Origin of the sequence: Bradyrhizobium zhanjiangense (genome assembly GCF_004114935.1) — a bacterium.
Lineage (GTDB): Bacteria > Pseudomonadota > Alphaproteobacteria > Rhizobiales > Xanthobacteraceae > Bradyrhizobium > Bradyrhizobium zhanjiangense.
This window is the reverse complement of the sequence record NZ_CP022221.1, coordinates 8,313,107-8,334,714: the sequence shown is the minus strand read 5'-3', so window position 1 is coordinate 8,334,714 and position 21,608 is coordinate 8,313,107. Positions and strand designations below refer to the sequence as shown.

General features: G+C 62.0%; 17 protein-coding genes and 2 pseudogenes. 11 read left to right on the top strand and 8 right to left on the bottom strand.

Annotated features, from left to right (window positions below):
• The first annotated feature begins 732 nt into the window (after positions 1-732).
• The gene (locus XH85_RS39795) at positions 733-2,019 is read left to right on the top strand and encodes a S41 family peptidase (RefSeq protein WP_164940621.1); all 1,287 of its coding nucleotides are present in this window, start codon (positions 733-735) and stop codon (positions 2,017-2,019) included.
• A 95-nt stretch (positions 2,020-2,114) separates the two neighbouring features.
• Here the strand turns inward: XH85_RS39795 and XH85_RS39790 are convergent, their stop codons facing one another.
• Together XH85_RS39790 and XH85_RS39785 are read right to left on the bottom strand one after the other, a co-directional pair.
• The gene (locus XH85_RS39790; RefSeq protein WP_128936298.1) at positions 2,115-3,896 is read right to left on the bottom strand and encodes a Rieske (2Fe-2S) protein; all 1,782 of its coding nucleotides are present in this window, start codon (positions 3,894-3,896) and stop codon (positions 2,115-2,117) included.
• Between the two features lie 282 nt (positions 3,897-4,178).
• Positions 4,179-4,748: a DedA family protein gene (locus XH85_RS39785; protein WP_245473697.1), complete on the bottom strand. Its 570-nt coding sequence runs from the start codon at positions 4,746-4,748 to the stop codon at positions 4,179-4,181.
• A gap of 234 nt (positions 4,749-4,982) precedes the next feature.
• Here XH85_RS39785 and XH85_RS39780 point away from each other — a divergent pair, with 234 nt between their 5' ends.
• The 6 genes and pseudogenes from XH85_RS39780 (at position 4,983) to XH85_RS39755 (ending at position 10,593) form a co-directional block, all read left to right on the top strand.
• Positions 4,983-5,735, top strand: coding sequence for a cupin domain-containing protein (locus tag XH85_RS39780; protein ID WP_128936296.1), 753 nt, complete (start codon positions 4,983-4,985; stop codon positions 5,733-5,735).
• A 358-nt stretch (positions 5,736-6,093) separates the two neighbouring features.
• On the top strand, positions 6,094-6,279 hold the full coding sequence (locus XH85_RS39775; RefSeq protein ID WP_338025589.1) for a hypothetical protein: 186 nt from the start codon (positions 6,094-6,096) through the stop codon (positions 6,277-6,279).
• A gap of 758 nt (positions 6,280-7,037) precedes the next feature.
• Positions 7,038-8,732 (top strand): GAF domain-containing sensor histidine kinase, encoded by a 1,695-nt coding sequence (locus tag XH85_RS39770; protein WP_420837862.1) that lies wholly within the window; start codon positions 7,038-7,040, stop codon positions 8,730-8,732.
• 473 nt (positions 8,733-9,205) lie between these two features.
• Positions 9,206-9,379: a hypothetical protein gene (locus XH85_RS39765; RefSeq protein WP_245473854.1), complete on the top strand. Its 174-nt coding sequence runs from the start codon at positions 9,206-9,208 to the stop codon at positions 9,377-9,379.
• Between the two features lie 165 nt (positions 9,380-9,544).
• Positions 9,545-9,716 (top strand): annotated as a pseudogene (locus XH85_RS47120) (glycosyltransferase family 4 protein); the annotation flags it as partial.
• Between the two features lie 232 nt (positions 9,717-9,948).
• Entirely contained in the window at positions 9,949-10,593 is a 645-nt protein-coding gene (locus tag XH85_RS39755) for a hypothetical protein (protein ID WP_128936295.1), read from the top strand.
• A gap of 641 nt (positions 10,594-11,234) precedes the next feature.
• Here XH85_RS39755 and galE read toward each other — a convergent pair.
• Positions 11,235-12,278: a UDP-glucose 4-epimerase GalE gene (galE, locus tag XH85_RS39750; RefSeq protein WP_128936294.1), complete on the bottom strand. Its 1,044-nt coding sequence runs from the start codon at positions 12,276-12,278 to the stop codon at positions 11,235-11,237.
• 232 nt (positions 12,279-12,510) lie between these two features.
• Here galE and XH85_RS39745 point away from each other — a divergent pair, with 232 nt between their 5' ends.
• Complete coding sequence (locus tag XH85_RS39745; protein ID WP_128936293.1) at positions 12,511-14,208, top strand: hypothetical protein; 1,698 nt, start codon at positions 12,511-12,513, stop codon at positions 14,206-14,208.
• A gap of 32 nt (positions 14,209-14,240) precedes the next feature.
• On the opposite strand, the gene XH85_RS39740 is transcribed toward XH85_RS39745, so the two are convergent.
• Genes XH85_RS39740 through XH85_RS39725 form a run of 4 tightly spaced genes read right to left on the bottom strand, consistent with a single transcriptional unit; the run spans position 14,241 to position 16,593 of the window.
• Positions 14,241-14,648: a DUF2304 domain-containing protein gene (locus XH85_RS39740; protein ID WP_128936292.1), complete on the bottom strand. Its 408-nt coding sequence runs from the start codon at positions 14,646-14,648 to the stop codon at positions 14,241-14,243.
• On the bottom strand, positions 14,645-15,334 hold the full coding sequence (locus XH85_RS39735) for a glycosyltransferase family 2 protein (RefSeq protein ID WP_128936291.1): 690 nt from the start codon (positions 15,332-15,334) through the stop codon (positions 14,645-14,647). Before XH85_RS39735 ends, XH85_RS39740 begins: the two co-directional genes overlap by 4 nt.
• Positions 15,335-15,340: 6 nt before the next feature.
• Positions 15,341-15,709: a DMT family transporter gene (locus XH85_RS39730; RefSeq protein ID WP_128936290.1), complete on the bottom strand. Its 369-nt coding sequence runs from the start codon at positions 15,707-15,709 to the stop codon at positions 15,341-15,343.
• On the bottom strand, positions 15,706-16,593 hold the full coding sequence (locus XH85_RS39725; protein ID WP_128936289.1) for a class I SAM-dependent methyltransferase: 888 nt from the start codon (positions 16,591-16,593) through the stop codon (positions 15,706-15,708). The genes XH85_RS39730 and XH85_RS39725 overlap by 4 nt, the downstream gene beginning before the upstream one ends.
• Before the next feature lie 644 nt (positions 16,594-17,237).
• On the opposite strand from XH85_RS39725, the pseudogene XH85_RS39720 reads away from it, so the two are divergent.
• The 3 genes and pseudogenes from XH85_RS39720 to XH85_RS39710 all read left to right on the top strand — a co-directional run.
• Positions 17,238-17,442, top strand: a pseudogene (locus tag XH85_RS39720) (transposase); the annotation flags it as partial.
• A 225-nt stretch (positions 17,443-17,667) separates the two neighbouring features.
• Complete coding sequence (locus XH85_RS39715) at positions 17,668-19,410, top strand: ethylbenzene dehydrogenase-related protein (RefSeq protein WP_128936288.1); 1,743 nt, start codon at positions 17,668-17,670, stop codon at positions 19,408-19,410.
• Between the two features lie 144 nt (positions 19,411-19,554).
• Entirely contained in the window at positions 19,555-20,565 is a 1,011-nt protein-coding gene (locus XH85_RS39710; RefSeq protein ID WP_128936287.1) for a 2Fe-2S iron-sulfur cluster-binding protein, read from the top strand.
• A 150-nt stretch (positions 20,566-20,715) separates the two neighbouring features.
• Here the strand turns inward: XH85_RS39710 and XH85_RS39705 are convergent, their stop codons facing one another.
• Positions 20,716-21,519 (bottom strand): PstS family phosphate ABC transporter substrate-binding protein, encoded by an 804-nt coding sequence (locus XH85_RS39705; RefSeq protein WP_128936286.1) that lies wholly within the window; start codon positions 21,517-21,519, stop codon positions 20,716-20,718.
• Positions 21,520-21,608 lie beyond the last annotated feature (89 nt).

Here is a 21,608-nt window from a genome sequence, read left to right as displayed (position 1 = left end):
TGGAGACGTCGATGGACTAGGTCAAAGATATGCTGCTGGAGTTGAAGAAATCGATCCATGATGCAAGCGCGAAGCGGCGTAGCGAGACACCAAGACGAGGGCCGGTGGAAAGTACTGGTAGTAGCAAGCCGCGCGGCAGTCTCAGTCGGCCCGCCGCAAAACAAAGTGCGGCTCCGCCGTTTGGCATGGAGTGCGTCTTTGTTACGCCGGAAGCTGTCCGGTGCAGCAGATCGAACAATTCAACCCTTCTGATCGCGACCTAAGATAAGCAGTCTCGCGGAAGCTCAGTGCTCTCCAAGTTGCTAATCCTCTCACCTGATCCAATCGACGGCACCGCGACGGAAGGACGGGCCGCCTTCATCGAGAAGCTGTCCTCAACTTCGCGACGCATGGTGCCGTGGCATCGCACGCCGCTGCCGCAAGCTTCAGTCGGTCGATCTCTATGTGCCCGCGTCGCTCAGATCTAATCGCTCCGGACGCGCCAGAGCGAAATTCCGGTGGCAGCAGTGCGGCCAGAAGCCGGTTACCACTTCCGCCGGGACGCGTCACTGCCTGGTGAGGCATCGGCCGCCTTCTCCATTCCGAGCGGCGCAGACCAGTGGCCTCAACATCTGTTCGAATCTGCCTTCTCAACGACGCCTCTGTTCGCCAATGGAGCGCAAGCATTCGGTAACGTGCCGGGATCGAATGGCCGCCGAACGCGCCGCGGCAGACGCTCCACCGCGAGTTCAGATGATGAAAGAGGTTGTCGATACATCGCCTTCGCGTCGCCAAGTGTTGCGACTCGCAGCCATGGTTACGGCATGTGCCGTGGCTGCGAAGGCCCCGAGTGCCGCGGAGCCTCTCAAGGGAGAGGCCAACGACACCTATGTTCCCGCTGATGGCGTCGCGACCTTCGAGAGCGTTTGGCAGACCGTGCGTGATCGCTTTTTCGATCCGCGTCACAGCGGACTGGACTGGACGGCGGTTCGGGAGAGATATCTCTCCGACGTCCAGCGGGCAACATCCCAGAACTCGCTGGCGCGCGTCATCAACGCCATGCTGTCTGAGTTGCACGCTTCGCACACGCACTTTTATACGCCAGATGAGCCTGAATATTATCAGCTTGCAGACATCTTTGTCGGCGCGTTGCGACGGCGGGGACTACAGCGCGCATTTCCGGACGGCCGCGTTTCGTACCCTGGCATTGGTGTCATTTCACGTTCCGAGGCGGCTGGTCGTAACACGATCACTGGCGTGATCGATGGAACGCCGGCTCAGCAGGCGGGCCTCCGCGTCGGTGACGAAATAATCGCGGCTGACGGCACGGCATTTGAACCGGTCAGGTCCTTCCGTGGGAAGGTAGACAAACCGGTTATCTTGGAGGTGCAGCGGGGTGCCGCGGTGCTGCAAATTGCGGTCGGGCCGGTCGACCTCGAGCCCACGAAAATGTTTCTTCGTGGGTTGGAGTCGAGCGCGCGCATCATCGAATCCAACGGACGACGCATCGGCTATGTCCATGTCTGGTGCTACGCTGGCTCCATCTACCAACGCGCTCTTGAACGCTTGCTGTGGCAAGGGGCGCTAAAAGACGCGGACGCGCTGATCTGGGATTTGCGGGATGGCTGGGGCGGCGCACAACCCGAATATCTCGACCTGTTCAACGCCCGGGCGCCAACGATGCAGGTCACCGACCGAGGCGGCACTAGCGAACTCGTGAATGTGAAGTGGCGCAAGCCCGTTGCCATGCTCATCAACGGCGACACGCGCAGCGGCAAGGAGGTGCTTGCATATGGCTTCAAGAAGTACCGGTTGGGCGAGCTCATCGGCACCCGGACAGAGGGCGCGGTCCTTGCCGCCACCGCATTCCTCATCGGAGGCGGCTTGCTGCTGCTCGCAGTCGAAGATGTTCGGGTCGATGGCGAGCGCCTGGAGGGCGTGGGCGTGACGCCGACGATCGAGGTCCCGGCAGGCGCGGTCTCTGCCGGATCAGATGACCTCCAACTGAGCCGTGCTGTAGCGGTTCTGTCCGGGACATGATCCGGGCGTCGTACTGGTGCTCGCTAAAATGGTAACTGGAAGCGCGTGTCGGACGCAGGCCTTTGTTGCTTCAGATCGCCCTCGGCGCGCGATGTTCAGAACGATCCAGCCTCTTGATGTAGCTCGGCACCCCGCATCAAGCGGCGGGCGATGTCGGCTGTCTGGTGTGACGCGCGTTCGGTCGGTGAATGGGCCGCCAGATAGCGGGCAACCGCGATGAGGATGTGCCGGCCCTCGTCCGTGTTGCCCCACGCCCCGAACTGCCGGACCCCCGCCTCCAGCATCTGATATGTATGGAAGCCTGCATCTTCGCGCAGCACCGCATGCGCGAGCGTGGCGATCAGCGCCTGCGGCGAATGGCCGAGCGTGAGGTGCCGTGCTACCAGGCGCGCGGCAAGATCGACCTGTCGCTGCCGGTCGAAGGCGTCGAGCAAGGCGGCGCGGATCGTCTCTGGCTCCGCGGGCAGATCATCGAGCTGCTCGCCGCCGTCGCCAGGGATGCGTGCCGGCGGCACATTGAGATAGCGAGCAAGGTAGAGCGCCATCGCGCCGTGCAAGACGCTCCGGACGGCCGCGCCGTGCGCGTCGATGTTGGTGGTCCCGATGCGCGTCAGCATCTGGTGGACCGCGTTGGCGTAGGTGAAGACGTGATGTGCCGACTCCCAATCGGCGTGCTCGTTGGCAGTGCCGAAGCGCGCCACCCTGAGCGCTGCTGCATACGCGAGGGATTGGCCCAGATCAACAGGAGCGGAACCGGCGCAGATCGCCTCCTTGAGCACGTCAACGATTCCGGCCGGATCGTCACCGAGTAGCTCTTGAGCGAGTGCGGCGTGGCCCGACCAGTCACGCGCGCCGCGTCCGGCAGCGAACAGGTCCGCGAGTTGGCTGGTTGATTCCTCACACAATGCAACAAGGTCAACGGGCTGGCGCCAGGTAGTCGATTCTTCGGCGCCACGGGCCCCGACCATCTGACCGACGACAGTCGGCAGCAGAGCCGCCGCGTGTTGCCAGCCGACCAGGTCGAGGCACTCGAACGCCTTGTTGATGAAGTCGAGCGAGTGCCCGGTGTCGGCGAACGCCCTATCGGTCGCGGCAGCGAACAGGGAATCAGCGAGCTCAGCCGGGGAGAAGCCGGCGGCAATTGCCGTGAGCAGGGTGCGCTCGGCGGCCTCGCGATGGCGCACGTTTGTCCAACGCCGCAGCCAGCGTTTGAGCGCAGCCGCATCCGGCCGGCTGCCAAGCGGCGCGCGTTCCCGCCGCGGCGCCTCGCCGTCGCAGTCCGCGGCCACGCGGCGTGCGCCGTGGAAGAGAGCGAGATAGCCTTCCTCCTCGGGCAGCACAGGCAGGAGATTGGCGAGTGCCGTAAGAATCGTAAGACCGATGCCCCAGCCATCGCGGTTTTGCGCCCCGAATAGCGCCACCTGCCGGACGATTTCGCCCTGCGGTACGCCGGCCGCGAGTTGACCATGCACGGCCTTGGCAATGACGAGGCCGAGGTCGTGGGCGAGGCCGTTCGCAAGCCGCTGACGCCAGTGCCCGGCGGGATCGGCCTGCGTGAACGCGGTCTTCACCCAGACGTCACCATTACGCACCTCGACCGGGCAGATCGGCACGTCGTCCGCCCACAGGTCGAAGGTGCAGCCGCTTTCGAGATCGAAGCGAGCGTGATGCCAGTGACAGGTCAAGATGCCGTCCTCGAGGCTGCCGCGCTCGAGCGGGAAGCCCATGTGCGGGCACCGATTGTCGAGGGCGAAGATGCGCCCGCGGTCGTAGATGACGAGGATCGGACGATGGCCACCGTGCACAACGAGCCGCCTCTTGATCTTCAGCTCCTCAAGGCTGCCCGCCAGCGCAAATTCCTTGCCAGGCGCGTCCATGCATGCCTCCCATTATTTGGCGCCGCCGCAGGTACTCCACGACATAGGCATCCTCTCGCGCAAAGGCGAGAGGATGCGGTGGTTTAGGGCTGCGCCAAAGGAACCGCAGCGGATCATCAAGTGGTACGGAACGGAGGTACAGCTCGATCGCGTTCGGCTGTTTCGACACAAGCGTGCGACTTGCCTAAAATCGCCTGCCGATCCAACCAGCGCTGGGGCGCGCACCGACAAATTGATCATGTCCACTTAGCCACCAAAAATGGATGTCCGTTTCGATTTGCACTAGCCATCCGGCAGTGCCCGCTGGGCCTGACGAAGAAGCACAATTTCATATCGCCGCACGATGATCGAAAGCGCAGATCCCGCGCCAATAAACAATCCCAGTGACACGAGGCTCAGCGTTTCAGAAATCTTGTAGATTTCGGTTCCGACAGCGTGGGCACCGAAGCCGAAGACACACGCCCAGCAGATGCCCCCGGTGATGTTGAAGAGGAAAAAGCGACCCGCCGGCATGCCGTTTGCGCCGGCAAGCAAAGCCGCAAACATGCGCAGCACCGCGATAAAGCGACCAAAAAACACGACTGCGTTGCCGTATCGAAAAAACAGGTATCGACCGATCAGCAACCGGTTTTCATCCAGGCGAATGTAGTGCCCGTATTTGCGAAGTAGCGGCATTCCGAAGCGGCGCCCGACCGTGTATCCGATCCCGTCTCCGATGATTGCACCTGCGGCGGCCGCGGCGACCACAATACCGATATCGATCTGATTGGTGGCGGCGGCCAGGAGTGCGGCGGCAACAAGGATGGTCTCCCCGGGGAGGGGCACGCCGGCGCTTTCCAGCGCAACGACCACGGAAATGATCCAGGGTCCATGGACCTGGATCAAACGGATCAGAGAGCTCGAGATAGAGGCAAAGTCCATCTTCTAAGACTGCCCGCTGCAGTTTCCTCCACTTCAATGATCCCCGACCGCACGAATTCCGTTTCGCGGCGTTGCTCGCGGTCTCCGGCCAAGTGCCCTGCCATTCCAAGTGGCGCTGGGAGAGCGTATCATGCTCCGATGATCCGCTGAACCTGGGAGGCAATCATGCAATTCAGGACAACCGGACTATTGTTGCTCGGCGCGATGGCGCTTCCCGCCTCCGGGACCGCGCAAACCCCCGCGGCTCCTCCGGCAATTACACGAACAGTGATCGCCGCAACCAAACTGCCGACCGTCACCGACGCGCCGGTCCATTTCAAAGCGGTGAGCGTTACCCTTCAGCCGGGCGAGAGGAGCAGCGTTTCGGCAGCCAGCGGCATCCTCTACCAGATGTCAGGATCGACCGAGGTCGCGCTCGGTGGCGAGGTCAAAGTGCTCAATGCCGGAGAGGGGCTGTTCATCGCCGGCGGAAAGGCCGCCGCGCTGACGGCAGGCAGTGGGGCGCCGTCAATATTTCTCCACTTCTTTCTCGTCCCCGCTGGAGAATTGGGTCGTCCTACCGAGACGGCACCTGCCGTCGTAAGAGAATTGTACCGCACGGCGAGCCCGATCCCCGACCTGAAGCCAGGTAATTATGATCTCAATCTCACGCGGGTCACATTTCCGGCGCAGATGCCTTCCAACCCGCCCCACCATCGGTCAGGCGCAGCTCTATACTTCATACTCTCCGGCACCGGGGCCAACACGGTCGACGGCAAAACAGAAGCAAGGGGACCGCGGTCCTTGATCTATGAACCGCACGACCTCGTGCACCAATGGGGAAACCCAGGCGATGAGCCGTTGATATTCCTGGCCTTCAACATCAATCCGGAAGGTGTGGCAGCCGTGCTTCCGGGTGCACCAGTGAAGACCCAATAGACAACGGCGAGCGGCCTGCAGCAGAAACTCCCTGACTTCATCAAGAGCGAATGGTTGCTCGATCAAATGGATGACGGGCGCGCATTACACCGCTGTCCTCGCTGCAGCGCGCCGACCGTGAGCCGGGGTTGGGTGACTTGTCCGGAGCTCAAGAACGATCGAGCCGATGCCGCGAATGCGTGCCGAACCACGATCCGTTTGCTGCCCTAGGGTTCGTCAGCCCGGCCGGTCCTTGGTGGCAGCTTAGGTGTGCATCACGTCTTCGCTAGGCAACCGGGCGACCACTGGCGATCCGGGAATCTTATCTGATTGCGAAGCGTTTCGACGGGTAGAGCAGAGCAATTTCGACAGTTACCAGATGCTGCGCATCGACGAGGCACCGGCCGTCGAGATTCACATCATCCAGAGTAACGACGAGGCTGGCGGCATCGGTGAGCCTGGCACCTCCGGCATCGCTCCCGCCGTCGCCAACGCAATCTTCGCGGCGACTGGCAAGCGGCTTCGCAAATTGCCGATCGTCCCCGAAGTGCTGCGGCGGGCATGACGACAACGGACGGACAACGCTTCGATCTCGCCGTATCCGTCCGCCGGAGACCACTTGCCGAATGAGGCGCGGTGTTGAGAACTGTCCTTTTGGACGGTGATAAGTTCAGCACCCAAGTCTGTCGGCTCGATGTGGTTCTTCGCGATATCCAGACCAATTGTCGAAATTGACTGCATAGCTTGCTCCTCCGAATCGTGGGGGCCTCAAACGGCGCCCACTCCTTGGCACTCTCGTGCCTGTGGAGGAGCCGTCCACAGCATCAAGTGCAGACGTTGCCTACAAGGGTCAGGGGCGTCACCGCATTTTCGGTGACGGCTCGGAGAATCAGGCTGTGGTGGTTGGGTTCAACGTCGCGCGCGATGACCTCGGAATAAACAGGCGTCCCGGTCTGCCGAGCTTCTCAAGACGGGTCTCGACGTTGAGCATTGGAACCTGCTCGGGATCAAAGCCCTCAAGCTCAACCCAGCCTCGCACCGCCCTTTCTGCGGGACATCCTGGTCGAGGCTGTGATAAGCTGCTTTTCAGCGCGCCTTGGCCGGGCCGGACGAAGATCAGCGTCCTTCTCAGTGGCTTGCCTGACGGCGGAGTCCAGCAATTTGGCCCGCCTTTTCGGCTCGGCGCTGATAGCGATAGTGGCTTCCAGGTCCAGCGGGCATGTCGAGCGAGACTTTTGCCCGAAATGGCGCCGGGCGCGCCGATGGCAAGCGAAAGGCTATCCTGGCCGCTGTCCGCGGCGGGCCACTCGGTGAGGTCAACCGTTGCTCTACAACTCTATCCAAGTACCTTCTGAAATCATCCATAAATGGCAAGAGGTCGTGGATGTGCTTGCCGAGATCATGCACGTTCCTTCTGCTTTGATCATGCGAGTAGAGCCGCCCAACATCAAAGTTTTCGTATCCAGCGAGTCCAAAGGGAACCCCTACGAACCGAATGAACTCGCACCCCTTAACACGGGGCTTTATTGCGAAACCGTGATGAAGACGTGCCAACCTCTGCTCGTTCCAGACGCCCTTCGCGACGAAGCGTGGAAATCAAACCCTGACATCAAGCTGGGGATGATTTCCTACCTTGGGGTACCGATCAGTTGGCCCGATGGCGAGGTATTCGGAACGATTTGCGTTCTCGACAACAAAAGCAACGAGTACAGCAAGCCCTACCTCAGACTCCTGCATCAGTTGCGCGACGCGGTGCAGATTGATTTGCAAAGGTTAGCGGCACAGCACAGACAGCTCGAAGAACGTGAGACGAAGATCCGGCGTCTGGTCGATGCCAACATCATCGGAATCTACATCTGGGAGCTCGATGGTCGGCTCCTTGAGGCCAATGATACGTTCCTGCGTCTGGTGGGATACGATCGCGAGGATCTTATCTCGGGTCGTGTGCGCTGGACGGACCTCACGCCGCTGGAATGGCGAGATCGCACCGCACGCGCCCAGGAAGAATTAAAGAGGACTGGCGCGGTGCAACCCTTTGAGAAGGAGTACCTTCGCAAGGACGGCAGCCGCGTGCCCGTGCTGATCGGCTCGGCGGCGTTCGATGAACAGCGAGACCAAGGCGTCGCGTTCGTGCTCGATCTGACCGAGCGCAAGCGGGCGGAAGCGGAAGCCCGCGAAAACGAGCGGCGCTACCGCGAAGCGCTGATGGAGCTCGCGCACGTCAATCGCGTCACGACAATGGGCCAACTGACGGCTTCGATTTCACACGAAATGAAGCAGCCGATCGGGGCGGTTGTCGCCAACGCAGAGGCTGGGTTGAACTGGCTTGATGCTCAACCGCCAGAACTGAATCGGATTCGCCAGACGCTTGGTTGGATAATAACTGATAGCCTGCGAGCCGGCGAGATCATCGGTCGGATCCAAGGGCTTATCAAGAAGGCACCTCCGCGGCGAGAGGAAATGGAGATCAACGCGGCAGTGCTTGAGGTCATAGCTCTGACCCATGGCGAAGTGGTGAAGAACGGCGTCTCGGTGCGGACGCACCTCGCGGAGGGCTTGCCGCTCATTCGAGTAGATCGGGTCCAACTGCAACAAGTGGTCCTCAACTTGATCATCAACGCCGTCGAAGCGATGAGCGCCGTCCGCGAGGAGCCGCGTGAGTTGCTGATCAGCACCGACAGAGATGCCCTGAATGGCGTGCTCGTCAGCTTGCGAGATTCGGGGCCGGGACTGGATCCGGCGAGCCTTGAGCACGTCTTCGATCCATTCTACACGACCAAGCCCAGTGGCATGGGCATGGGATTATCAATTTGCCGTTCAATCGTGGAAGCGCACGGGGGACGCATATGGGCGGGCGCCAATGAAACTCGGGGTGCCGTTTTTCAATTCAGCCTGCCTCTAGAGCGAGACGAGACCAGTTCCACTGAATACGCTGGCCAATGCCGGCGGTCCGAGAAGGCGGATACGGATCGCGAAAACGAGAGCCCGTTCTACGCGACGGCGGATGTCCCTACCTAGATCGGCCGCCCCGCGCTGGCGTCAGGCTGCGCGGTAGGGGTAGACCAGCACAAGCGGAGCCTCCACAGGGGGCGGGCGACGCCCAACTAAGCCGTTCAGTCGCGGTTCTATCCGGGACATGAATATCCGGTCGGCTTACTCATTGGCAAAGCGGGGGGCAACGCGAGTCAGCAATTGGAGGCACGCCCCGGTTCGCCAGCGCAGGCCTTTGTACTTCAGATCGCAGTTCGTGCGCCTTCGGCGCGTGACATCAGGACGATCCAGCCTCTTGATGCGGCTCGCCTTCAGGACTCAGCACGGCTTGGTCGAGCCTAACGCCGCCGAGCCGCTCGCGAGCGCGCGCGGGCGAAAGCAACCTGATAGACCTACCGAGCGCTTCTCCGCCAAAGGTATCGAAGCTTCGGGAAACACCGGAAACTCTCGCCATCGCGTTGAGTTGGCAGCGACTGGGTGCGATCGCTTGGAGCGGGAGGATGGTCGACGAAGTCACGGTGAGAACGGCGGCAGAGACGGCCTGGACCGTATACCGGGCGGCGCACCCTGACGTCGACGTTCAGGACAGCCGCCGCTGCCTGCTTGAGCGCTATCTGCAAAGGAGACGGGAAGAGCGAGAGAGCGATGCCGAAGAACTCGCCAGCTTCGGATAGCCTACCTGCACCAGCTTCCCGAGGACGAATGTTGACGGGCATGAAGATGCTCGTCGCGCGCGTGGTTCGCGAGAGCACAAGGCCCGGTTGGACGCTGCTCGCGATTTCATACCTTATTTCCGCGGTCATCGTGATTGCCCTGCGGTTGTGATCGGGGCCTAGCCGATGCGGATCGCCCAGCTTGCTCCGTTGGCCGAGAGCGTCCCCGAAGCTTTACGGCGGCACGGAGCGGGTGGTCGCCTGGCTGGTCGATGGACTGATCGAGCTCGGACACGACGTCACCCTGTTCGCAACGGGCGAGGAGCCAGCGCAGCCTGGACTGCTTGATTTAGTCTGGGGGACACCCGGCAGCCATCTTCGATCTCGGTCAGCGCCTCAAGGCGAGGGTAGGCCGTGGCGAATGCGGGCAGGAAATCTTCATGAACCGCCAGCGTTTATCGCGATAACTGCCTAGTTCAGGAATCCTCAGAGTCGGCACGCTGACCGGGCGCGACCTAATCTGGCGTCCCGGTCTCCCTGACTGGAAGTCAGTTAGCGAAATCGACGAATTCTGGCAGCCTCCACCGCGAATGACCGCCGGGGTAAAAGCGCCTGCTCAGCCGACCCCTTTGACTGACCCGCTCCGTACACCAGACAAAGCAATCGTCGGCCAAAAGTGGAGCCTCTGGAAAAGTGCCAGTATCGGACTTCTCGTGGGTGCCTTCACCCTAGTAATTCAGGTTGCAAACGGCCGAGGTTTTGAACTTGCGAACTATGCACACGCTCGCAGCGCTGGGACGATCAGCTATCTAGTCGGTCAAACTCTGGCAGCGCCGCTCATCTTTGTCTTGATCGCCTTAGTGCGAAATCTATTCAACAGGCGACAATCAAAGTCGAGCGCCAGTGCTGTTGCTTGGGCGGCCACATTCGCGGCGCTTCTCGTGGGAGTGTGGTTAGCTCTCTTTGTCTATGGAGAGATTTTCTTCGCGAGCGACGACGTAATCAGTGGAGAGATCCGAAAAACGTTTGTCGCGGGCGTTCAATCTTCTTGTGTTCGAAAACAACGCTCGATCAGTCAAACTGCGACAGAAGCACAAGTTCAGGGCTACTGTACATGCGTCAGCGGAAAGGCGGCCGACGGAACGACCTACAGACAACTGAGGACGGAGCCCGATGCGCGTGCGCTCGCTGAGCTGCGGCAAAAGATGGAGGCGGTAGGCAATAGCTGTCGCTGACAAGGTAGGGAGACAGAGTCGCGGGTAAAAACCCGTGCTCACGCGGTTCAATGCGGGTACCGCGTGACCTTGCCTTGCGGGGCCGAAAAAATGTGACACTCGCGTGGCGAAATCCTGCCGATGCGTTTGCGCAATATGGAAAAAGCCGTATCGGATCAATGGCCGGTTTAAGCGACCTTTACCGATGTTTGCGCAGCCAAGTGCCTAATCTTGCTCGACCCTGCCACTTCGCTAGGGAGCGCCGTTGACGATATTCGGCGATGTTCTGCGACATTCTACGATGCCGCCCCCCGTTAGACTCCCTGACTGACTCACAGCCGACTGCATCAGCGAAGTTTTGCGACTTGTCGGCTCAATTCGCATAATGAGCGGTTACAGAATATGCGCTCGTAGGGAAGGCCGAGTCCGGCTTGTGGCGGCCGGTAAAGGGGGTTCTTGAGTCGCGGCTGTCGCCAGCTAGACAAACAAGGACTCCTCTGCGCATGGCCCACCTTCTCGCCGATCTCGTCGCTAGTCCCGCACCCGGCAGGCGGAAAACGTGCGCGCCATGGCACGATTTCCATCACCAGGCTCATCGCCGGCGCGTGTTCTGTTCTTGGATGAATGAGTGTTCTTCCGCGCGCAGTCGCTTGTCCCACATCTCACCTCGCCGACAATCGGACGGAACGGGACTGGCTGAAATTCTCTGGAGGGAGCCTTGCGTTACCTTGTGCCAATAGTTTGCGTTCCCAAGCGAGCGCGTGACGGACGATCAGGGAAAGATCATCCCATTGAGGCCGCCAGCCAAGCAGTCTGCGCATCCGTTCCGCTGAGGCCACGATCTCTGCCGGATCGCCAGGCCGGCGGGCGGCAAGTTCGACGGGAAAGTCGTTTCCGGATTCGTGCCGCATGGCGTCGATCACCTGCAAAACCGAAAAACCGCGGCCATAGCCGCAATTTAGCGTCAGGGATTCTCCACCACCGCGCAGATATGAAAGCGCATGACAATGGGCGTTTACGAGGTCGCTCACGTGGATATAGTCGCGAATGCAGGTGCGGTCGGGCGTGGGATAATCGGTGCCGAACACCTGCATCTTCTCTCGCAGACCCACGGCGGTTTCAGCTGCAACCTTGATAAGATGCGTTGCCCCCCGCGTTGTCTGTCCAGTGCGCAGAGCAGGATCGGCGCCTGCTACGTTGAAATACCTCAAGATGACGTAGCGTAGGCCATGAGCGCGCGCAGCATCACGCAGCATTGTTTCGGCCATCAATTTGGATGAGCCGTAAGGTGATACGGGCGCAACGGGGGTTTCTTCAGTGACAGGATTTTCCGGCGGATTCCCGTACACCGCAGCCGTAGACGAGAGGATGAAGCGCTGTACCCCACTCCTGATTGCGACCTCGATCAGGTTTCGGGAATTTACGGTGTTGTTGCGATAGTATCGAAGCGGATCGGCAACCGACTCCGCAACAACTGCCGACGCCGCAAAATGAATGATGTCCGAAATTCCATACTTCGCGATCAGCGGAGCAACTCGCCGCTGATCGCCGATGTCTCCAAGGAAAACGGGAACTCCGGAGGGTATTGCCCATTTGAGGCCCGATGAGAAATCATCGATTACGATGGTTTGTTCGCCACGATCAGCGAGTTCGTGTGCCATATGGCTCCCAATGTATCCGGCACCTCCGGTGATAAGGATCGCCATCGCTAATCCACCCTGGGCGACCTGATTGACGGTTCGGAACAAAGTTCCCTAAGGCGTGTTATGAAAGCCCAGCGAAGGATAACACCTGAGGTGCGCTGCGGTTCGGTCGCGATTAAGCGAGTGAGCGGGATGTCGCCTGATGTGATGCGGGCGACAGTGTCGGCCGATGGCCGTCTGCATCTTGATCCGCCGCTCGAATTCCTCGTGCAGCCGCTCGATCGCGAGGCAATGCATGGCGCTTGAACGCGTGGATGACGACGGCTCTGGGTTTGTGAGGCCGAAACTCGGCCTCGCAATTGCTGCTCGCCATGCCGAGACGTTGCTTGTGCTCCTTGTGCTGGGCGTGGCCTTGGTCATCGGGCTTGTGACCGCCGCGGATTACGGGCTGTCCACCGACGAATTCAACACCGACGAGTACGGTCCCAAGGCACTTGGCTGGTACACGAGCGCTTTTGCGGACCGGTCTCAGTTCGAGACGGTCGAAGAGTATCTGTGGATGTATGGACCGTGGTTTCAGGTGCTCGTCGCGGCCGTGCAGTCGCTTGATCTCGCGAGCCCGATCACGGTCCGGCACGCGACGACCTTCCTGTTTGGCCTCGCTGGGCTCGCCGCTGTCGTGCCGATGGCATGGCTCACCGTCGGGCGCTGGGCTGGGTTGATGGCGCTCACCCTGTGCCTGCTGACCGGCTACCTGTACGGCAACCTGTTCTTCGCCCCGATCGACGTGCCGTTCCTGTTCGCCATGAGCTGGTCGACGCTCGCGATCGTCCTGATGGTGCGGCAGGAGGTGCCGAGCTGGCCTCTGACCCTCGCAACGGGCCTTGCCACTGGCCTCGCCATCGCGACGCGCACCGGCGGGGTGATCACGCACGCCTACCTCGTCGGCGGCATGAGCCTGTGCGCGCTCGAGGCGCTGCTGCGCCATGGCCGCGCGGGCTATGGCCAATTGCGCCAAATCGCCTTGCATACGTTGCTCGTCATCCTCATCGCCTGGCTGACGGCGATTGCGCTCTGGCCGTGGTTGCAGATTGGAAATCCGCTCATACAATTCCTCGAGGCCTATCGGCACTTTGGTACGCTCGACACCTCGTTTGAATTCCAGAATTGGGGCCGGCTCACGTTCACCGATAACGTGCCCGCCTGGTACATCCCCGGACAGCTCCTGGCGCGTCTGCCTGAGGGCTTTTTGGCGTTGCTGTTGCTCGGCATGGCGGTCTGGATCGGTGCTGCAGCGTCGTGGACCCGCGCCACCCTCGGCGCCCTGCGCCGGTCCGGCTTCGTGGGGCTGCGACCAGTCGCGGCCGAGCTCGCAGGATCGCGCGCGGTGCTGGTCGTCAGTGTGGCGGCGTTCGGGCCTATCGCGGTGCTCATCCTGCAGGGCTCGACGCTCTATGACGGTGTCCGCCATGTATTGTTCGTGATCCCAATGCTCGCCGTCGTGGCCGCGCGCGGGCTCACGAGCCTCTTGCCCTTCTTGCGACGCCTTCCGATTGTGCCCGTGGCCCTCGGGGGCGCGCACGCGGCCGCCCTCGTGGTGACGCTCGTCATCCTGCACCCGCTCGAATATATCGCGATGAACAGTCTGGCAGGCGGCATCGCCGGCGCTTACGGCCGTTTCGACCTCGACTATTGGAGCATGGCGGCTCCCGAGGCGCTGCGCCGCCTCGAGGATCGAATTGACGCCGAAGGCCGGTTCGCGGGCGATCCACCGCGCGTGCTCCTCTGCCTGGCCTGGCGCGAGCAACTCGCAGGCGTGATGTTCCGACGCAACTGGATTGCTGAAACACATGTGGAAGAGGCCGACTACCTGATCGCCACCGAGCGCTGGCCTTGTGCCGACGGCACGACGGCCGTACTGGTTGACGAGGTCACGCGATTTGGCCGCCCGTTCGCCAGGATCTACGCCAATCATCGCGGGCTCGGTGAGTGACGCCAAGTTCCGGCGCGGCTTGGCAATGGCATCTACTTCTTCGCCTGCAATTCGATCGGGGAAGCCTCGGCCATTCTGCCCAACATGGCCGGGCGACGTTTTCGCGGCGGGCCTGTCTCAAGCCGGTCCTTGGCGCGATTGATCGCCACGGCGCGCGCAAGCCGCGTGATCATGTCGAGCTGGAGCCGCAGCTTTAGATGCAAGTTGAGCATGATGAGCAGGCTGATCACGACCCAGGTGTAGACGATGAGGTCGGAGCCGCGGCCGATTCCCACAAAGGCCGCAAGCGCGTTGGCATGCTCCGGCACCCAGACGAAGTAGAGGCCGGCGAGCGCAGCGTTGCTCGCGAGCAGGCCGATGATCGGCACCGTTCGATGCACCGACCAGGCGTAGATAAGAACCAAGGCCAGAAGGGCCGTTAGCAACAGCTGCGCGATCATCGGTAGAGCCTCCGCGCAAACAGATCGATCACGATGGCCAGCGCATCGGTAATGCGTTGACCCTTGCCCAGCGAATAGGCGCTGTACTCGATGTTCACCGGCACCTCGACAAAGCGCAGGCGGCTCTGCGCGATCTGGTGCAGGATCTCGGACGCGTGCGCCATTCGGTTCTGTCGCAGGGAGATCGCGCGGGCGCCGCGCGCTGTCATCGCCCGAAGGCCATTGTGGGTATCGGTGACCGGCAGTCCGGTGCTCGCGCGCGTGAACCAGAGCGCGGCGCTGAGCAGGATGCGGCGCGACATCGGCAGATTTGCGGTCGCACCGATGAGAAAGCGGCTGCCGAGCGCGAAATCGATGCCGGACTGCTCGATCGCCGCGAGCAGCGCTGCGATGGCCGCGGTTGAATGCTGGCCGTCGGCGTCGAACGTGACGAGCGCATCCGCACGCTGCTCGAGGGCGTAGTCGATGCCGGTCTGCAGCGCAGCGCCTTGTCCGAGGTTGATCGGATGCCGGACGACGACCGCGCCTGCGAGCAACGCGAGGTCGCCGGTGCGGTCGCTGGAGCCGTCATCGACTACGACGACGGCGTATCCCGCGCGGCGAATGTCGGACACGACGCTGCCGACCACCGGCGCTTCATTGTACGCCGCGACAACGACCCAGGGATTGCGAATCCGGCTGTTCATGTCTCATCAACCCACAACAAGCACAAGACCGCAGGCGATCACCGCGATTCCGACCAGGAGACGCGCCGACAGCGGCTCGGCGAACACCAGCGCGCCGAGGACGGGCGTCAGCGCAAACGCAATCGCTACGAACGGATACGCGCGCGACAGCGGCGTGAACGTCAAAAGCCAGACCCACAGGACGGATAGCGCCGAATAGAGCGCGATGGCGCCGATAAACGGTGCATCCTGCAACAGTAGCAGCGCACGCTTGGACAAGGGATGGCCGTCGTCGACACGCAGCGCGGCGGCCTTGAACAGGAGCTGGCCCGCCGTCATGCCGGTCGCGTAGACGACGAGCAACGCGATCTGGCCTACGTTGAGGCGCTCTGTCATGGGTGGCTCGTTTCCGGACATGGGGGCGCCTTGCTCAAGACTACGCGCATCGCGTCGAACAGGTTCACCGGAATGGCCAAACGGTTGCCGGCCGGGTTAGCCGCGATCTTGCGGCCGAGCATGCGACCGGCCTGGAAGGCGATCAGCGACAACGGCACGAATTTCCAGGGGTGATCGGAACTCTCGACGCGAAGGCCGACCGAATGGGCCAGAGACGCGATGCTGTCGCGGTTGAAGAACCACAGGTGCTGCGGCGGCGTCATCAGGCGCCAGTGCGCGCCGGTCGACCGCGCCGCCAAGGAACCGAAGTCTCCGGTCGTCAGCACGATGATTCCGTCGGGCCGGAGATGGTCCGCGAGCAGCGCGAGAGCTTCCTGCGGGTCGGGCAGATGCTCGATGACGTCGAGGAGGACGATGACGTCCAGCGTGCCAAACGAGTTGAGAGTCGCTTCGTTCAGCAGGCCGCAGACGACGTTCAAGCCGAGATCGCTAGCATGGGCAGCAGCCGCCTCCGCCGGCTCGATGCCGCTCACCTCAAATCCGGTGCGGCGGGCTTCATCGAGAAAGAAGCCGTAGGCGCAACCGATCTCGAGCAGGCAGCCCCGTGGCTTGCGACGCTGGATGAACTCGACCGTACCGGCGAACTCGCGCCGTAGCACGGGTTCGGCACCGCGATAGTCGGCGTAGCCGTCGGTCTGACGGCCGGAAAAGTAGCCCTCGTCATAATAGGCGAGGGGATCGAAGCTCGATACCTCGGTGCGTCCCAGTCCGCAGTCACGACATTGGAGGATGTTGCAACTGTTCTTGACGTAAAGAAGCCGATGCGGCGTCGCCCGACTGCACGCGGGACACTTAATCGTAAGCGCAGCTCGGTCGTTTCGCATCAGCACATGCGTGCCCGCCAATGGCGTTTCTTCAGTGCAAACAAACGTCTCCGATGCCGAACTGTTCCGCTCGGCGAACGGCCACGGAGTCGCAGGCAGCTGGCAGCTGCGAAATAGCTCAAGGATGGTCCACGCTCTCGCCGGTGCAGCTCGGTGAGACGGCGGCCGTCTGAGGGTACGACGCCGGAGCTACTGGGCGCCAGCGTCGTCGCGCTGGGGCAGCGTCAGCTGAGGCTGTTCTTGGGTAGCTTGGCTGCGTTGTTGCCCAGGATGCCGGCGCGCTGCTCGTCCGTGAGCTCCAGCGTCTTCATGACGTGCTCGATCGGATAGGAAGCACGGCGTGCTCCCAGCTCTCTCGCCTTACTCCATCTGCACTTAATACTTTCGGCGCGGTCATATATAATTGAAGTTGTTATATAAATTCAAGTTACCGGGGATGATCGGCTCACCGAAGGCTACCTACGTCCCCCCAACGGTTTTCCGCCCAGTTTATGTTGGATGTGGTTTAGCGACCCGCGCAACGGCCACGCTCTGAATTGCCCAGCGCCAGAGCTAACCTGGTTAGAGACCAGACTTCGAGACTGGGGTATGCCCCAAGGGCGGCTCGTTGGCCGACCGCTTCGATTGGGATAGTGATCGTTGCCGGCCGCCTTAGCTTCTTCGGCGACCACGCCCATCTCGCCAAATCCCCAATGCTTCGCGGCCTTTCTAGCGCCACTGCGCAAGGCGGAGTAGGTCGTCTACGCAAAGCGGCCGTTCGGTGGGCCCGAGGCCGTGCTCGCCTATCTGTCGCGCTACACCCGCCGCGTTGCCATCGCCAACAGACGCCTGATCGCCTCCGAGCAGCGGGTGTCACCAAGGGAAAGCAGAACTGCCCACCAGAAATCCCACAGAAACCTCGTGATGCTCGCGCCGGCCGACCGGGGACGAGTTGTCGCGAAACGAGCAATCTCGCCAGACTTGATAACTTGCTTATGATATTGCGAGGTAGCTGGTTCGCAAGCTGTCCACTTTTCTGGGAGAAGCGAAAAGCGGACGCTGTAGCTCTGCTGGTTTACCGTGAAGCTTTATGCAATGAACGATGTCACCGCTCGAACGAACGCCGACGCCTTGACCGAGAGAAGCCTCAATCAAACAAAGACTCGAGAAAGCCCGCCACGCACGGATGTCGGGACGATAACGCTCCATTGGGCGACCGCGCTCGCGTTCGTCGTAAGCCTTGTTACCGGCATACGCATCGCAGCGGACGCGCTGCACGCCCCCTTCTCGAAGTGGCTCGCTCCGGTCCTGCCGCAGGGCGAGATCTTTTCCTGGCATTTCCTCGCGGGGCTCGCCGTCTTCTTCTGCGGGTCGGCCTACGTCGCCTACCTCGCGCGCAGCGGCCTCGTCGAGCGCAACAGCCCCAAGAAGACGCGGATCCTCGCGATGCGGGCTCCGGCTCGCCTCAAGTGGGGAGCCGTCAACATCATCCTGCACTGGTTCGTCTATGCGCTCGTGATCTTCCTCACGGGGACGGGCGTCATAATGTATCTCGGCCATGGCGGTTGGTGGGCTTATCTCCACTCGACCGCCGCCTTCGTCGCGCTCCTCTATATCTTCGTGCATGTCACCGCGCATTATCTCTATGGCGGCTGGCTGCAGATTTTCCGCGTGTTTCGGCCGACGCCGCTCGCGATCACGAAGGCCGTGCGGCCGAGGCCTCTTCTCATCGCCGCTGCAATCGGGGTGGCAGTCGCGTTTGGCGTCGCCGGGCTCGACTGGGCGACGCGCGATACGCTCGTCGTCGCGCGGGTGAGCGACGCGCCCAAGCTGGACGGCGCCATGGGCGATCTCGCCTGGTCGCGCGCGCCCCCCGTCTTCATCCGCACGCAGCAGGGTGCCAATCTCGGCGGATCGGGCGAATCGCTCGTGGAGGTGCGCGCCCTGCACGACGGGCAGAAGATCTATTTCGCCTTCCGCTGGGAGGATCCCACGCGCTCCCTGCGCCGCATTCCGATCATCAAAAAAGAGGATGGCTGGCACGTCCTCGACGAGCATGCGGGCCTGCAAGACGCCGCCGACTTCTACGAGGATAAACTGGCGGTCATTTTCTCGGATGATCCATCGCTCGGCGGCGCAGGCGCGACGGGTCTCGGCGCCAACCCGCTGCCCGGTAAGCCGATGCCGATCAACGGCCGGGGCTTCCACTACACGACGGATGGCAGCTACATAGACATGTGGCAGTGGAAGGCGTCGCGCGGGGGCATGCTCGGGCGTGTCGACAGCCAATATATCGGCCCGCCCTACGCCCCGACCTTGGACGAGCAAAATTACGATGCCCGCTACCAAGGCGGCTATTGGAATAAGCCTGGTCGCGCTCTTTATTCGTATAACTTCAAGTTCATCCACAAGAACGACAAAGGGCCCGTCACGGTTCTGCGGCTTCCCAAGGACTGGAATGCGCAGGTGGCAGCCCTCGGCAAATTCGATCTTAATCCCAACAGCAGCGACGACGAGAACGGCCGCTGGTACATGTTCGACCGGGAGAGCGAACCCTACACTCCAGAGGCCGACGCGAGGATTCCCGTTGGCACGATCCTGCCTGGCGTGATTATTGCCGGCGACAACGAAGGAGAGCGAGCCAATGTCACCGGGGTTTCAAAATGGAGCAACGGACATTGGACGCTCGAGCTGACGCGCAACATGAAAAGCGATGGCAGATATGACAAAGCCTTCGTGCCAGGCCACGATCTCTACATGTGGGTCGCTGTCTTCGACCATGCGCAGACGCGGCATGCGAGCCATAACCGCCCGGTGCGGATCGTGTCGCAGAAATAGGCGTCTCATGGGGGGCGACGTGCTCGACCGCAGGCGACTGCGGCGCGGCTGCGCCAAAGCATGGCTTCGCCCTCATCCGCGCATCGCATTCTGGCTCGGCGCGCAGCGGCCTCGCCGAAATTCGCAGCGCCCAGAGGCCTCGCGATGAAGAGGCATTGTCGGCTCGTCATCAACGGTAAGCTCGTCGAAGCCCGCGCCGGCGAAAGCCTGATCGACGCGGCGCTCGGCGGCTCGATCCTCATTCCACACGACTGCAGATCGGGACAATGTCAGTGCTGCCGGGTGACAGTCGTTTCGGGCTCGGTCGATGACGGCGGCTCGGGCCACGGCCGCACTGTGCTCGCCTGCCAGGCCGCGGTCGCAGGCGATGCGGAGATCGAATTCGAAGAATTGCCGCTGCCGATGAAGCGGGCGGGCGCCGTCACCGAGATCAACGAGCTCTCGCCGGAGATCGCCGAAGTCGTGCTGACGACCTCAGCGCCGCTCGAGTTTCGGCCGGGCCAATATATGCGCGTCAAGTTTTCCGGCTATCCTGCGCGCGAGTTCAGCCCGACCTTCAGGCTCGATGGTTCCTTCAGGCAAGTCGAACTCGTCTTCCACATCCGGCGTGTGCCCGAGGGCACCGTGTCGGGGCAGCTCGGCAAGGCCATCAGGCCCGGCCATGCGGCGCATGTGCAAGGCCCCTTCGGACAAGCCTATCTACGACAGGGCCAGGGGCCGCTGGTGCTGGTCGCCGGTGGAGCAGGCTGGGCCCCGATCTGGGCGCTCGCCCGCTCGGCGCGCTCGACCCAGCGCAACCGCGAGATGGTGGTCGTCGCCGGCAGCCGGGATGCCGATAATCTCTATATGCTTCCCTCGTTGCAGTGGCTGATCGACGACGGTGTCCGCGACGTCATTGCGACGACGGAGGTCGGGTCTACCCTGCCGATCAGGCCCGGGCGCCCATCGCACTACCTGCCCCTACTAGGGCTGGAGGATACGGTCTATGTCGCCGGCCCCGTTGGTCTCGTCGAGATCGTGAAGAACAAGGCGCGCTCGGCCAATGCGCAATGCTACGCCGATCCTTTCCTGCCGAGCTCTCAAACCCCATCGCTGATGGACAAGATCACCCGTCTATGGCGAAGCCGGGAGCAGCCTCATCGCCCCGGTCTGTGAGCCGATGCCTAGAGCGTTTTCCAGCGAAGTGGCCACCGGTTCGCGTCAAGAAAACGCGTCAAAACAAAAATCTAGAGCTTCCGTTTCAGATTCCATCGGAACGGAAAAAGCTCTAGCTCAGCCGCGGCGGCGGCCGCCCAGCCCGGCGGCTCACGGCTTGACGGGCAGACTACCGAGGCTGGTGATGACGTCGGCCGCCTTCCGTGCATCGGCAAAGCGTAGAAAGGCCAATGCGTCCGGATCCTGCAACGTGTTTAGATAGATCAGCGCCAGCACCACGCTCGAGGGATAATCCGCGTCGGTCGGGTAGTGGCCGTCCACGCGAAGCACAGTGAGCCCCTGTTCCAACGGCCGCGAGAAGGGACCGAAGCCGATCGCGCCTTGAACATCGCGAACCGTCTCGATCGCTTCCTGTGTGGTCGTTGCCGTCTTCGATTTCTCGGTGATCTCGAGATCGTGCCAGCCGGGCATGCTGGCCCGTAGCACGGTGAGAGTACTATCCTGGTCCTCGCGCCGCACGACGCGGATGCGCAAATCGGCGCCGCCCAGCTCCTTCCAATTCGCAACGCGGCCCGAATAGATCGCAACGAGCTGATCGCTCGTGACGGCATTCACTCCACAGCCGGGATGGACGATGAAAGCCGAGGGCAGGCGGGCGATCGCCTTGTAGACGATGCCGGAAGCCGCTTCGGCGTCAGTCAGGCGGCGTGCGACGCGCCCTAAGATCGCCTTGCCGGACCCCACGGCCGCGATGCCTCCGCCAGAGCCGATGCTCGGCGGTACCTCGACCCGTGCCGATCCTCCCTGCTGCATGAAGCTTGCGGCAATGGCGCGCAGGACATCGATGCCGTCTCCCGTTCCTACGATGTCGAGCCTGCGTGTTTCGGCGCTAGCGGTATTCACCCCCGCAAGGCAGAGGCCCAAGAACGCCGCCAATATCCTCGAAAATGCCATTGCAAACCCCCTCGAGCCACGAGATGCACAATTTGGCAAAGAAACCTAAACCATCTGTTGTCGCAACGCCGTGCCTTTTGAATCATCAG

Excerpts from the sequence above, each read along its gene's own strand:
- XH85_RS39765 (WP_245473854.1), top strand. The coding sequence starts at position 9,206 with ATGGTCGACGAAGTCACGGTGAGAACGGCGGCAGAGACGGCCTGGACC.
- XH85_RS39755 (WP_128936295.1), top strand. The coding sequence starts at position 9,949 with ATGACCGCCGGGGTAAAAGCGCCTGCTCAGCCGACCCCTTTGACTGAC.
- XH85_RS39795 (WP_164940621.1), top strand. The coding sequence starts at position 733 with ATGATGAAAGAGGTTGTCGATACATCGCCTTCGCGTCGCCAAGTGTTG.
- XH85_RS39730 (WP_128936290.1), bottom strand. The coding sequence starts at position 15,709 with ATGACAGAGCGCCTCAACGTAGGCCAGATCGCGTTGCTCGTCGTCTAC.
- XH85_RS39715 (WP_128936288.1), top strand. The coding sequence starts at position 17,668 with ATGAACGATGTCACCGCTCGAACGAACGCCGACGCCTTGACCGAGAGA.
- XH85_RS39740 (WP_128936292.1), bottom strand. The coding sequence starts at position 14,648 with ATGATCGCGCAGCTGTTGCTAACGGCCCTTCTGGCCTTGGTTCTTATC.
- XH85_RS39735 (WP_128936291.1), bottom strand. The coding sequence starts at position 15,334 with ATGAACAGCCGGATTCGCAATCCCTGGGTCGTTGTCGCGGCGTACAAT.
- XH85_RS39745 (WP_128936293.1), top strand. The coding sequence starts at position 12,511 with ATGGCGCTTGAACGCGTGGATGACGACGGCTCTGGGTTTGTGAGGCCG.
- XH85_RS39790 (WP_128936298.1), bottom strand. The coding sequence starts at position 3,896 with ATGGACGCGCCTGGCAAGGAATTTGCGCTGGCGGGCAGCCTTGAGGAG.
- galE (WP_128936294.1), bottom strand. The coding sequence starts at position 12,278 with ATGGCGATCCTTATCACCGGAGGTGCCGGATACATTGGGAGCCATATG.
- XH85_RS39710 (WP_128936287.1), top strand. The coding sequence starts at position 19,555 with ATGAAGAGGCATTGTCGGCTCGTCATCAACGGTAAGCTCGTCGAAGCC.
- XH85_RS39725 (WP_128936289.1), bottom strand. The coding sequence starts at position 16,593 with ATGCGAAACGACCGAGCTGCGCTTACGATTAAGTGTCCCGCGTGCAGT.
- XH85_RS39780 (WP_128936296.1), top strand. The coding sequence starts at position 4,983 with ATGCAATTCAGGACAACCGGACTATTGTTGCTCGGCGCGATGGCGCTT.
- XH85_RS39705 (WP_128936286.1), bottom strand. The coding sequence starts at position 21,519 with ATGGCATTTTCGAGGATATTGGCGGCGTTCTTGGGCCTCTGCCTTGCG.
- XH85_RS39775 (WP_338025589.1), top strand. The coding sequence starts at position 6,094 with ATGCTGCGCATCGACGAGGCACCGGCCGTCGAGATTCACATCATCCAG.